The 12,384-nt window shown below is 57.3% G+C and carries 12 protein-coding genes; 4 read left to right on the forward strand and 8 right to left on the reverse strand.

Annotation, left to right across the window (positions count from 1 at the left end; all coding sequences use genetic code 11):
- Positions 1 to 75: 75 nt before the first annotated feature.
- From GKAS_RS19780 to hpaG, 4 genes are read right to left on the reverse strand one after another with little or no spacing between them, the layout of a single operon-like run.
- Complete coding sequence (locus tag GKAS_RS19780; RefSeq protein ID WP_035896716.1) at positions 76 to 456, reverse strand: 5-carboxymethyl-2-hydroxymuconate Delta-isomerase; 381 nt, start codon at positions 454 to 456, stop codon at positions 76 to 78.
- A 9-nt stretch (positions 457 to 465) separates the two neighbouring features.
- On the reverse strand, positions 466 to 1,317 hold the full coding sequence (hpaD, locus tag GKAS_RS19785) for a 3,4-dihydroxyphenylacetate 2,3-dioxygenase (RefSeq protein WP_035896717.1): 852 nt from the start codon (positions 1,315 to 1,317) through the stop codon (positions 466 to 468).
- 1 nt (position 1,318) lies between these two features.
- A complete protein-coding gene (hpaE, locus tag GKAS_RS19790) occupies positions 1,319 to 2,785 on the reverse strand; it encodes a 5-carboxymethyl-2-hydroxymuconate semialdehyde dehydrogenase (RefSeq protein WP_035896718.1) in 1,467 nt (488 codons plus the stop codon).
- Entirely contained in the window at positions 2,782 to 4,059 is a 1,278-nt protein-coding gene (gene hpaG / locus GKAS_RS19795; RefSeq protein WP_035896720.1) for a 4-hydroxyphenylacetate degradation bifunctional isomerase/decarboxylase, read from the reverse strand. The genes hpaE and hpaG overlap by 4 nt, the downstream gene beginning before the upstream one ends.
- 264 nt (positions 4,060 to 4,323) lie before the next feature.
- Between hpaG and hpaR the strand changes: the two genes are divergently transcribed.
- Positions 4,324 to 4,737, forward strand: coding sequence for a homoprotocatechuate degradation operon regulator HpaR (gene hpaR / locus GKAS_RS19800; RefSeq protein WP_035896721.1), 414 nt, complete (start codon positions 4,324 to 4,326; stop codon positions 4,735 to 4,737).
- A 400-nt stretch (positions 4,738 to 5,137) separates the two neighbouring features.
- Entirely contained in the window at positions 5,138 to 6,406 is a 1,269-nt protein-coding gene (locus GKAS_RS19805; RefSeq protein WP_035896722.1) for an MFS transporter, read from the forward strand.
- Between the two features lie 90 nt (positions 6,407 to 6,496).
- Here GKAS_RS19805 and nanQ read toward each other — a convergent pair whose 3' ends face one another.
- The 4 genes from nanQ to GKAS_RS19825 are packed head-to-tail and all read right to left on the reverse strand — an operon-like array spanning position 6,497 to position 10,065.
- On the reverse strand, positions 6,497 to 6,964 hold the full coding sequence (nanQ, locus tag GKAS_RS19810; RefSeq protein ID WP_035896724.1) for an N-acetylneuraminate anomerase: 468 nt from the start codon (positions 6,962 to 6,964) through the stop codon (positions 6,497 to 6,499).
- Positions 6,961 to 7,836: an N-acetylmannosamine kinase gene (gene nanK, locus GKAS_RS19815; RefSeq protein WP_035896725.1), complete on the reverse strand. Its 876-nt coding sequence runs from the start codon at positions 7,834 to 7,836 to the stop codon at positions 6,961 to 6,963. Before nanK ends, nanQ begins: the two co-directional genes overlap by 4 nt.
- Positions 7,833 to 8,522 carry an N-acetylmannosamine-6-phosphate 2-epimerase gene (locus tag GKAS_RS19820; RefSeq protein WP_035896727.1) on the reverse strand — a complete coding sequence of 230 codons (690 nt, stop codon included), beginning with the start codon at positions 8,520 to 8,522 and terminating at the stop codon, positions 7,833 to 7,835. The genes nanK and GKAS_RS19820 overlap by 4 nt, the downstream gene beginning before the upstream one ends.
- A 52-nt stretch (positions 8,523 to 8,574) precedes the next feature.
- The gene (locus GKAS_RS19825; RefSeq protein ID WP_035896729.1) at positions 8,575 to 10,065 is read right to left on the reverse strand and encodes an MFS transporter; all 1,491 of its coding nucleotides are present in this window, start codon (positions 10,063 to 10,065) and stop codon (positions 8,575 to 8,577) included.
- A 321-nt stretch (positions 10,066 to 10,386) separates the two neighbouring features.
- Between GKAS_RS19825 and GKAS_RS19830 the strand changes: the two genes are divergently transcribed.
- Together GKAS_RS19830 and GKAS_RS19835 are read left to right on the forward strand one after the other, a co-directional pair.
- Complete coding sequence (locus GKAS_RS19830) at positions 10,387 to 11,274, forward strand: MurR/RpiR family transcriptional regulator (protein ID WP_035896732.1); 888 nt, start codon at positions 10,387 to 10,389, stop codon at positions 11,272 to 11,274.
- 122 nt (positions 11,275 to 11,396) lie between these two features.
- Positions 11,397 to 12,287 (forward strand): dihydrodipicolinate synthase family protein, encoded by an 891-nt coding sequence (locus tag GKAS_RS19835; RefSeq protein ID WP_035896730.1) that lies wholly within the window; start codon positions 11,397 to 11,399, stop codon positions 12,285 to 12,287.
- Positions 12,288 to 12,384 lie beyond the last annotated feature (97 nt).

The following is a 12,384-nucleotide window of genomic DNA, read 5'->3' on the forward strand; positions in this document are numbered from 1 at the left end:
CATCAGGCCGCAGAGATCTCCCCCTCACCCTAACCCTCTCCCCAAAGGGGCGAGGGGACTGACCGTGCCAATGTTTTATTTAAATAACGCGTGCACGTTGTTCTGTTTGTAATTGAGCGTTGGGTGCAGTTCGTCTATCTCAAACGACAGCGCCAGATAGCGGCTGTCCATCAGCGCGGCGAAGTGGGCTTTAATCAACCCAAACAGCATCTCCCCCACCTCCTGACGGCTTTCCAGACTGCGACCGGTGCCAATTTTCAGCGTCATGTGCACAAACGCGTAATCGTGCTTCCCGTCAGCCATCTGCCAGGTATCCAGCCAGTGGGCGCGGCTGCGGATACCGCCGATCGGGAAAATCCCGGTGGCGGCCAGCGCCTCGTTCACCTTGCTGAACAGGCCCGGTAAATCAGCCTGTTCGCGGATGTTGGTCGTGCATTCAGCAATAAAGTGCGGCATGGTCGTTCCTCACGCAGGCAGCGGGAATACGGCGTTCACCTGCCCGGTTCCTGAGCTGGCAAACAGGTCGGTGATAAACTCCACCTTGCCGTCGTACTTATCCCAGCCCAGCATCCCCAGCAGCATCACGGTGTCGTGCATATTGCCTTCGCCGTAGCAGTAGTCGGCGTACTCCGGCAGCATGGTGCAGAACTCTTTGAACTTGCCTTCGCGCCACAGCTTGACCACACGCTCGTCCATCTGGTGGTCGAACTCGCGGGTGTAGCTGTTCATCCCCTCTTCCGCACGCTGATCATCGATAAAGCGGTGCGACAGCGAGCCGCTGGCAAACACTGCCACCGTTCCGTCGTATTTCTCGATGGCCTTCAAAATGGCTTCACCCAGCCTGCGACTATCGGCAAAGTCGTGCACGGTGCAGAACGCCGAGATAGACACCACTTTGAAGTGCTTGTCGGCGTTCATATAGCGCATCGGCACCAGCGTGCCGTACTCCAGCTTCAGGCTTGGAATGTTGTGCGCTTTAGCGCGCACGCCCAGCGCGACGGCTTCGTCGGCAATCAACTGACCCAGTTCCGGGTTGCCGTCATAGTCGTAAGTCATGTCGCGGATAAAATGCGGCAGCTCGTTGCTGGTATAGATACCCTTAAAGCTCTCCGCGCAGTTGATGTGGTAGGCGCTGTTGACCAGCCAGTGGGTATCGAACACGATAATGGTGTCGACGCCCATCTCGCGGCAGCGCTTGCCAATCTCTTTGTGACCATCAATGGCTGACTGACGGCAGCCGAAGTTTTTCCCCGGAATTTCAGAGAGGTACATCGACGGCACGTGCGTGATTTTTGCTGCTAACGCTAACTTACCCATATCAGACTCCCCATTTCGGGATTGGATGATCGCCCATTGAGATGCAGACGTTTTTCATTTCCGCAAACACCTCGAAGCTGTACTCTCCGCCTTCACGACCCGTGCCGGAGGCCTTCACGCCGCCGAACGGCTGGCGCAGGTCGCGCACGTTTTGGGTGTTGACGAATACCATCCCGGCTTCGATACCGCGCGCCAGACGCAGTACTTTGCTGACGTCCTGGGTCCAGATATAAGAGGCCAGACCGTATTCAATATCGTTCGCCAGACGCAGCCCTTCCGCTTCGTCTTTGAACGGCAGCAGACAGGCAACCGGGCCAAAAATCTCTTCCTGGGCTACGCGCATGCGGTTATCGACATCCGCCAGCACCGTTGGACGCAGGAAGTTGCCGTTTTTAAGATGCGCAGGCAGGTCGGTCGGTTTTTCCGGGCCACCGGCCAGCAGGGTCGCGCCCTCTTCGATGCCGAGGCGGATATAGCCGGAAACTTTTTCCCAGTGCTGTTGGCTAATCAGCGCGCCGACCTGGGTATTCGGGTCGTTCGGGTCGCCCACGCGCAGACGGTTTGCGCGTTCGGCAAAGCGTTTAACGAACTCCGGGTAGATGCTCTGCTGGATAAAGATGCGCGAACCGGCGGTGCAGCGTTCACCGTTGATGGAGAAGATAGTGAACAGTGCGGCGTCCAGGGCGCGTTCAATGTCGGCATCTTCAAAAATCAGCACCGGTGATTTACCGCCCAGCTCCATCGAATATTTCTTCAGCCCGGCGTTTTTCATGATATTGCGCCCGGTGGCGGTTCCGCCGGTAAAGGAGACGGCGCGCACATCGTGATGACGCACCAGCGCATCACCGGCGCTAGCACCGTAGCCCTGCACCACGTTCAGCACGCCCGCCGGAATGCCAGCTTCCAGCGCCAGCTCGCCCAAGCGGTCGGCGGTCAGCGGCGACAGTTCGGACATCTTCAGCACCGCGGTGTTGCCCAGCGCCAGGCACGGTGCCACCTTCCAGGTCGCCGTCATAAACGGCACGTTCCACGGCGACACCAGCGCGCACACGCCCACCGGCTGTACGAGGGTGTAGTTGAGCATCTTGTCGTCGACCGGGTAGGTTTTGCCGTTCATCTGCTGGCACACTTCGGCGAAGAACTCAAAGTTGTGTGAGGCGCGTGGGATCAGCACGTTTTTGGTCTGGTGAATCGGCAGGCCGGTGTCAGCGGTTTCCATCGCCGCGATTTCCGGCACGTTCTGGTCAATCAGGTCGCCCAGACGACGCATCAGGCGCGCACGCTCTTTCATCGGCAGGTTGGCCCACTTCGGGAAAGCCTCTTTCGCGGCCGCCACGGCCTGGTTCACTTCCGCCTCGCCGCCGGAAGCGACTTCCGCCAGCACGTCACCGGTGGCCGGGTTAGTGGTGTGGAAATAGTCCTGGCTGGCGACGTTTTTGCCGTTGATCCAATGGTTAATTTTTTTCATTTTGCAGACTCCTCGCTGACAATCCGGTTCACCAGGCGACCCACGCCCTCCACTTCCACTACCACTTCATCGCCCGGCACCACGTCGGATAGCCCTTTCGGCGTGCCGGTGGCGATCATGTCGCCCGGTTGCAGGGTCATAAATTCACTGAGGTAAGAGACGAGGAACGGCACGCTGAAGATCAGATCCGCCGTGGTGCCTTCCTGACGCAGCTCGCCGTTAACGTAGGTGCGCAGGGTTAAGTTATGCGGGTCGGGAATCGCCGCTTTAGGCACGACGTTAGGGGAAATCGGCGTCAGTCCGTCGCGGCTTTTTACCCGCAGGTTCGGGCGATAGTAGTTTTCCAGATAGTCGCGGATAGCGTAGTCGTTGCAGACCGTATAGCCCGCGACGTAGTCCATGGCATCGGCTTCGCTCACCTTGCGTGCGGTTTTGCCAATCACCACCACCAGCTCAGACTCGTAGTGCATGTACTCGACGTTGTCCGGGCGTACCGAAGTTTGGTTGTCGCCGTTGAAAGTGTTAGGCGCTTTGATAAACACCAGCGGCTCTTCCGGCGGCTTAAAGTCCAGCTCGCTGGCGTGGTCGGCGTAGTTCAGCCCCAGCGCGAACAGGGTGCCGTGGTCGTGCGGACGCGACACCGGACGGGCATCCGCTTCGGCAACCACCGGGTTTTCCAGCGGCGGGAAGCCTTCCGCCAGCACGCGCACCTGGTCACCTGGGCGCAGTGCGACGCGGTTGTGCGGGGTACCAATCAGAATGGCATCGCCTGGGTTCAGGGTAGCGAAATCGCTCAGGGCGCTCAGCAGCTCGGCGGCGCTGCGCTTGAGGTCGGCGGTGTTCCACTGGTCGGCGTGACGACCGTTAATTTCGGTGATGATGGTCAGGTTGTCGACGTTATCCACGCTCACCACGTCGCCCAGCGGACAGAAACCGTCGCGGCATTTGGCTTTAATCGCCGGGCGGTAGAAGCTCTCTTCCGGCAGGCTGACTTCATTTGCCAGCGCGTAACCGGCGATATAGTCGGCGGCTTCCTCTACGCGGACTTTACGGGCCGTTTTGCCCACCACCAGCGCTACCGTCGCGCCGCTTAATACCGTCTCACCATGCGGGAACGGGATCGGCTGACCGCCTTCGGTGACGGTATTGTGCGGTTTGATAAACCAGACGGCGGTTTTAGGCGGTGCCTTATAGGGGGCCTGCTCGAATGCGTCGCGCCAGGCATCAAGCTGGCTGCGGTGGTTGAGCGCCACGGCGAAAACGGTACCTTTCATTTACAGCTCCTCAGGACAGCGAACAGTTCATTAATATGTTAATGATGTGTTTTATGCTTCCGCCGCTCATTTAGCAAACGCATGTCATTTTTTTGTGACTTGATTAACAATAATTTCACACACAATAAATGTAGTTATTATTTATCAATAAGTTATAAAAACAACATTGCGTTAACAGCTGATTTTAGGTAAAAATTACCTGTTGATAAAAGCAACATTGCTTTATTGTTCATATGTTAATGATGAGAAAGCTGGAGAGGCAGAATGCACGATTCTTTAACCATCGCCCTGATGCAGGCGCGGGAAGTGGCAATGACCTATTTTCGGCCGATCGTAAAGCAGCACAATCTGACGGAGCAGCAGTGGCGCATTGTCCGCGTGCTGGTCGATAACCCGTCGATGGATTTCCACGACCTGGCCGCCGCCACCTGTATTTTGCGCCCCAGCCTGACCGGGATCCTCACGCGCATGGAGCGCGATGGTTTGGTGCTGCGCTTGAAGCCGGTTAACGATCAGCGCAAGCTGTACGTTTCGCTAACCAAAGAAGGGTATGCGCTTTACGAGCGCGCGCAGGCGAAAGTGGAAGAGGCCTATCAACAAATTGAAAAGCAGTTCACGCCAGAAAAAATGAAGCAGCTCACCGCCCTGCTGCACGAATTCATCTCCCTGAGCAAATAATCCGCACGCCCCCTCCGGCAATCTGTGCGCGGTCGTCAGAATGGCGCTTCGCTTACCCGGCCTACCGCTGCAAAAATAATTTCCGAAACCTGCCTGTTTATTGATGTAAATCAGGCAGTACCACGCTCTCTTCACGCCTCATTACGCTATTACTTACCTTGATACACTTAGGTGGTATGCCATCTTAATTATTTTGAATTAGATCACAAAAAATTTTGAAACGTGGGTTTAGCATTCGGAAAAAGTGTGACACGGATTCACAAAATCTCATAAATGGACCGCAGTACGTTGCTCCAGCCTCTTTCTGGCCCGGCAAATTATCTTCTCTCTGTATGACCAAAACTGTGCCTGTCCACCCAACACAGGCCGTTTCACATTCTAAGAAGTAAAGGAAAGTTTTATGCGCACCACTGGTCATACGCGCTGGTTTATGGTGGCTCTTGTCACGCTTGGCACGATTCTGTGTTACTTAACCCGCAATACTATTTCTGCCGCAGCGCCAACGCTGCAGAGCGATCTTCACGTTACTACCCAGCAGTACTCCTGGATTGTGGCAACCTTCTCCGCTTGTTACACCATCGCACAGCCTATCGCGGGCTATGTGCTGGATACCCTTGGCACCAAAGTCGGCTACACCTTGTTTGGTGCCATGTGGGGCATTTTCTGCATTGGCGCAGCCTTCACCAATAGCTGGCAGGGTCTGGCGCTGTTCCGCGGCCTGGGCGGTTTTGCCGAGAGTGCGATGATCCCCGCCGGTCTGAAATCCGTCACCGAATGGTTCCCGGATAACGAGCGCTCCGTCGCCGTCGGCTATTTCAACGTTGGTTCTTCCATGGGGGCGATTATTGCGCCGCCGCTGGTTGCATGGGCCATCTTCATTCATAGCTGGCGTCTGGCGTTTATCATCGTCGGTATCGCCAGCATGGTCTGGGCGCTGGGTTGGTATCTGGTTTATAACCGCCCTGGGCAGTGCAAAAGCCTGAGCAAAGACGAATTCGACTACATCACCAGCGGACAGCCGGAGCGTAAGGTGGTGGATAAGGTGCACATCGGCCAGCTGCTGCGTCAGCGTAAATTCTGGGGTATCGCCCTGCCGCGCTTCCTGGCTGAACCGGCATGGGGGACGTTTAACGCGTGGATCCCGCTGTTTATGGTGCACACCTACGGTTTTAACCTGAAAGATATCGCCATGTTCGCGTGGATCCCGATGCTGTTCGCCGATATGGGCTGCATCATTGGCGGCTATCTGCCGGGGATTTTCCAGCGCGTCTTTGGCGTGAATATCGTGGTATCCCGCAAACTGGTCGTCACCATGGGCGCGGCGCTGATGATCCTACCGGGTATGGTTGGCCTGTTCAGCAGCCCGTTTGTCGCGATCGCCCTGCTGTGCGTCGGCGGCTTTGCCCACCAGTCGCTGTCTGGCGCGCTGATTACGCTCTCTTCCGATATGTTCGACCCGGGCGAAGTGGCCACCGCCAACGGTTTTACCGGCATGGCAGCATGGACCGCGAGCACGCTGTTCGCCTTAGTGGTTGGCGCACTGGCCGACACCTTAGGCTTCAGCCCGCTGTTTGCGGTACTGGCGGCGTTTGACGTGATTGGGGCGATTATTCTGTGGACGCTGCTGCGTTCGCCAGAGCCTGAGCTGGAAGTGAACCCGGCAAGCTGACCGGCTCCCCCCAGCGGCGCTTCGCTTGGCCGGGCTACTTCTCCTGTAGCCCGGTCGAGGTGCCAGCCGGCCCTGAGGTGGCTCGAAAGCCTACCGCTCAAGCAGCTTTCGATGCACTTTCACCACCGCTTTCTTTATCTCTGCGGGAGCCGTCCCCTGAACGCCCGGCTTATGCGGCTCGCCGGGGAAAAACACCGCAAACATCCCGGCCTGCAACGTGACAGACTGCATCGCCGCAATCTCATCACACAGCTGGTAATCCTCTTCACGGTGCCATTCATCGCACTGCCGGGCGCTGTCGACAAGCCCAAAATCAATGCGTTCTTCTCCCGCCAACAGGATCTGCACATCAATATATTCCGCGTGCAGTTCGGCTCGCTTAGCTTGCGCAGGCTGCGTCATAAACTGCATCACATTCATAAAGATATCATCACCTTGTAAAACGTGGCAGCCCGGTTCGCACCCTTGAGGATTCGCCTCTAATGCAAGCTTCAGCGCCGCCAGCAGCGTGGGAGATAACCCCGCCTTTTCGGGGTTACGGCTATCGCCAATAATCATAATGGAAACTCCTCTGCCCACAGCGCCGCGCCGCGTAAACCAGCATCGTGCTGGTAATGAGCTGCGAAAACAGGGGTGTGAAACGCCGCCGGTTCCTGCGCCAGCCGGGCGCAAACCAACGACAGATAACCGTCGGCCAGACCGACGCTGCCGCCAAGCACCACGCATTCACAGTCGTTGCTGGCCTTAAGATCGGCAATCAGCCGCGCCACGGCGTGGGCCGAACGTTCAATCAGTCTTATCGCCTGCGGATGGCCCTGCTGATAATGCGCGTAGAGGGCTTTGGCATCCAGCCCCTGTAAATCATCTACGGCCTGAGCGGCAATCGCCCGGCCCGATGCCACCGCCTCTACGCAGCCTCTGCGCCCGCAGCCGCACATCGGTCCGTGCGGGTCTGCCAGCGTGTGGCCGATATGCCCCGCCAGCCCCTGACGACCCGAAAGCAGCTTGCCATTGCTGACAATACCGCCTCCCACGCCGGTGGAGACGGTAATAAACGCCATGTCGCGAACCTCGCCCGGCAGCGCGCAATACTCCGCCCATGCCGCCGCCTGCGCGTCATTGATTGCCAGACACGGCAGCCCGCTGAGCTGTTCCAGCGTCGCTACCAAAGGAAACTGCGCCAGCCCGCCGAGGTTATCCGGGTTAAGCGCCGTCAGTACGCCGTGGCGAATAATACCGGTTGAGGCGACGGCGACACGCTCGGATCGCCCCACGAGCGGAGCAATCAATGACTGAAGCGCCTCACGCAGCGCGCCCGGTGTCTGGCTAGCTGGTGTCGGTAGCGTCTGACGTTCGACTATCTGCCGCTGTGCGTTGATAAGCGCTGCGGCGAGTTTGGTCCCGCCAATATCAATCGCCAGCGTGTTCATACTGCGCCCTCGATTATCGCGTCGCGATACCACTGGCAAATGTGCTCAAGACGAGTAATCGCCGACCCCACGGTCACCGCCCAGGCGCCGCGCGCCATTGCCTGCGCCGCCTGCGCCGGAGCGTTAAACCGCCCTTCGGCAATCACCCGATAACCCTTCGCGCTGAGCGCGGCAACCAGCGGTAGATCCGGCTCCTTTGGCACCACGTCGCAGGTATAGCCAGAGAGCGTGGTACCGATAATATCCGCCCCCAGTTGATGACAGAACGCCGCATCCTGCTGCGAGGAGCAGTCGGCCATCGCCACGCGCTGATGGTGGTGGATCCGGGCGATGGTTTCCGCCACGGCAACCGGGCGGACGCGTTCGGTGCCGTCGAAAGCAATAATATCGGCACCGGCCTGCGCGAGTGCATCGACGTCTTCGAGATACGGCGTGATGCGTACCGGGGAATCGTCGAGGTCGCGCTTCACAATCCCGATAATCGGCACCGCAATCAGCGGGCGCGTGGCCTTCAGGTTTTCAATCCCTTCGATACGCACCGCCACGGCCCCCGCCTGTACCGCCGCTAGCGCCATTGCCGCGACGATATCGGGTTTATCTAACGGGCTGCCGGGCACCGGCTGACAGGAAACGATAAGCCCACCGTGCTGTTTAATTGCTGCATCCATCTTCTCTAACAACGACATAAGTACATCCTTAACTTCAATATGATCGCCCGGCGCGTCCGGGCGCCTTGAATTAATGCTTACCGCAAACCGGAACGGATTTTTCACTCTGGCGCGTCACTGCGCCGCTGAACGGCTTACCGTCGATAGCATCATGCGTGCGCAGCGCTTCCGGGCGCAGCCAGCGCTGAACGCGGGACGGCATATCCAGACCAATGAGCAGGATCACCACGAAGGTCAAACCAAAGGAGAGCGAGCAAAGCGCGGAGCCAAGGCTCAGGTGCTGCGCCACCAGCGCACCGATGACCGGTGCCGCTGCGCCGCCGAGCGCACCAACGTTGTAGGTAAAACCCAGCCCCGCCGCACGCTGGTCGGTATCGAAATAACCGCCAATCAGCTTTGGCAAAATCCCGGCAATCCCCTGTCCCAGCATCTGCTGGAAGAACAGCAAGACACCGAGCCCCCAGATGCTGGAGCCGCCAATAGCAAAAACGGGAATAATCAAAACCTGGGAAGCCAGCAGGCTGTATACGTAGGCTTTGCGGGTACCAAGCCAGTCGCCAAGGAAGCCGCCAACGATACAGCCCACCGCTGCGCCAAAGCCGCTAAAGAACAGCACCTGCGCCACGGTCGCCGGGTTGTAGCCCAGTTCGCTTTTCAGATAGGTTGGTAACAGCGCCTGAATAGGCCAGGAATAGAGGAAGGCAAACAGCACCACCACCATCAGCATCACGCCCGTCGGCCAGCGCTTGCCGCTGCTTTGCACCATAAAGCTGACAAAGATGACGGTACATACCAGCGCTAACAGCATAACGATCGCCGGGTTGTGCAAATTACCCGCGAAGCAGAACCACAGCGCCGCGATAGCCATACCGCTCATCACGATATTCAGCACGCGAAGCCGACCGCGATAGAGGATATCGACCATGGTGCGCACCGGGGTTTTACTCGCCTGACGCGCCTTCCAGTCGTCGGTTTCGGGGATATTTTTCCGCAGCCACAGCGCGAAGATAATTGGCAGAATGCCAATGAAGAACAGCGCGCGCCAACCCCAGAGCGGCACGATCAGACTGTAAGCCTGCGCCGCCACCACCGCGCCGACGGAAAAGCCAGAAATCAGGAAGCCGCTGGCCTTATTACGTAAATGCTTTGGCCAGCTTTCAATCACATAGGTGGCGCTGGAGCCATATTCCCCCGCCATCCCCATACCGATAACCATACGGGCAATAAACATCGAGGCGTATCCCGGTGCGAGGCCGCAAGCCAGCGTGCCGACCGAGAAGAGAATAATGCTGGTGACCATTGAGAGACGACGGCCATAGCGGTCGCCCATCGCGCCCAGCAGCAGGCCGCCAAACCAGCGAGAGATAAACGCCGCAGAAATAATGCTCGCCGCCTGAACGGTGGTGAGCTGAAACTCGCTTTGTACTTCCGTCAATACCAGGGCAATTAAGACAAAATCAAAACCATCAAGCAAATAGCCAAGCCATGCGGCAGAGAAAGCCCGCCACTGGGATTTATTAAGGTGTTTGTACCATGGAATGGCCTTTGTAATTCCACTCATGTTGCGCTCCTGTGATGAGCAAATTTCACGACCTAAGTGCCAGGAAAAAGAGTGCGCCGCACTCAAATGAAGTAAAACTCCATTTAATTTATTTACAAGAAGCAAAGCACCACAAGTGAGCATAATGAAATGTGTGAACAACGTCATAGGGGTAAGCGTAGATGAGGAGGAAAAGTCGATCTGGGTCACAACATTCCCAATATTCGCCAACGGAGCGGGTAAAATGGCGGCGATTACGCGCTTTTTACGCCGATTTCCTTGCCTGACAACAGGCGCTGCCCCATCATGAATGCCCACAGTCAGCGTGAAGAGCAGGAAGCAATGGAGAGTCCGAATTCACCGGTCAAAGCCGGAAAAATACTTGATACTCTGGGGGCCATGCAGAGCAGTCTGACCCGCGTCGGACAACGTATTGCCCACTACATCATGACTTCCCCTCACAAGGTGACGCAGCTTTCCATCGCCGATCTCTCGCAGGAGATCAACGCCGGTGAAGCCTCGGTGATCCGCTTTTGTCGGCTGCTCGGCTACAAGGGCTTTCAGAACTTCAAAATGGAGCTCGCCATTGAACTGGCGATGGTCGACAGCGACGACAGCAGTACCCTGCTGGATGCCGAGGTAGTGGAAAATGATGATGCCCATACCATCGGCCTGAAGCTGCAAGGGGTGATTGCCAACGTACTTTCCGAGACGCTAAATCTACTCGATATGCAGCAGGTCGAGCAGGTCGTTGATGCCCTGTATACCTGCAATAGCACCTATATTTTCGGCGTGGGCGCCTCCGGTATCACCGCTGAAGATATGAAGCACAAGCTGATGCGTATTGGCATGCGCGTGGATGCGCTGACCAACAACCACTTCATGTATATGCAGGCCTCGTTACTGAAACCGGGCGACGTCGCCGTCGGCATCAGTCATTCGGGCCACTCGCCGGAAACCACCCACGCGCTGCAGCTGGCCAAAGATGCCGGTGCCACTACCGTTGCGCTGACCCACAACCTCGGTTCTCCGCTGAGTAAAGTGGCTGATTTCACGCTGATTAACGGTAATCGACAAGGGCGGCTGCAGGGCGACTCTATCGGCACCAAAACCGCGCAGCTGTTCGTGCTGGATCTGATCTACACCCTGCTGGTGCAAAAAGATCCGGAACGCGCAAAGGCCAATAAGCTGCGGACCATGGATGCGCTGACGGTGCCTCGCCAGGCCTGATTTAGTGCTATCGATCACACTCTGATACTCTCGCTTTTCGCCATGGGTATCATTTAATCGCAAATTGGAGTTATTCTTCATTTAACTTTTAATTAAGAAGAAAAACACCAATTGAGGTTTACATGGAAAAGCTAACAGGTCTTATCGCCGCACCGCATACCCCTTTTGATGCCCATGGTGAAGTGAACTACCCGGTCATTGACCAGATTGCCGAGCATCTCATTGGCCAGGGCGTCAAGGGCGTGTACGTTCTTGGCACCACCGGCGAAGGCATCCACTGCTCCGTTGCCGAGCGTAAAAAGGTTGCCGAGCGCTGGGCTGCGGCAAGCCACGGTAAGCTCAGCATTACGCTGCATACCGGCGCACTGAGCATCGCCGACTCGCTGGAGCTAAGCCGTCATGCGGAGACGTTAGATATTTTCGCCACCTCGGTCATTGGTCCTTGCTTCTTCAAGCCCGCAAGCGTGGACGACCTGGTGGAATACTGCCGACTCAACGCCGCTGCCGCACCGTCGAAAGGTTTCTATTACTATCACTCGGGGATGTCCGGGCTGAGCCTGGACATGGAACAGTTCCTGATTGCCGCAGCGGATAAAATCCCGAATCTATCCGGGATGAAGTTTAACTCCAGCGACATGTACGAATTCCAGCGCTGCCTGCGGGTCAATAACGGCCAGTTTGATATTCCGTTCGGTGTGGATGAGTTTTTACCCGCGGGTCTGGCCTGCGGCGCGGTCGGCGCGGTCGGCAGCACCTATAACTATGCGGCACCGCTGTATCATCGCCTGATCGACAGCTTCAATCAGGGCAATCATCAGGACGTTGCAGCCTGCATAGATAAAGTGATCGCCATTATTCGCGTGCTGGTGCAGTACGGCGGCGTGGCGGCTGGGAAGCTGGCGATGCAGCTGCACGGCATTGACGTTGGCGACCCGCGTCGTCCGCTGCGCCCGATGACGGCAGAGCAAAAGCAGGATGCGCTGGCGAAGTTTCGCGCCGCTGAGTTTATCTAAATGTGAGGGTTCGGCGCGCGCGCACTCACCCGGCCCTCCTCCCTCGAAGGGAGAGGGAGAACGATTTGAGTACCGCAGCATCCGCCCGCACATTCAG

Source organism: Kluyvera ascorbata ATCC 33433 (genome assembly GCF_000735365.1).
GTDB lineage: Bacteria > Pseudomonadota > Gammaproteobacteria > Enterobacterales > Enterobacteriaceae > Kluyvera > Kluyvera ascorbata.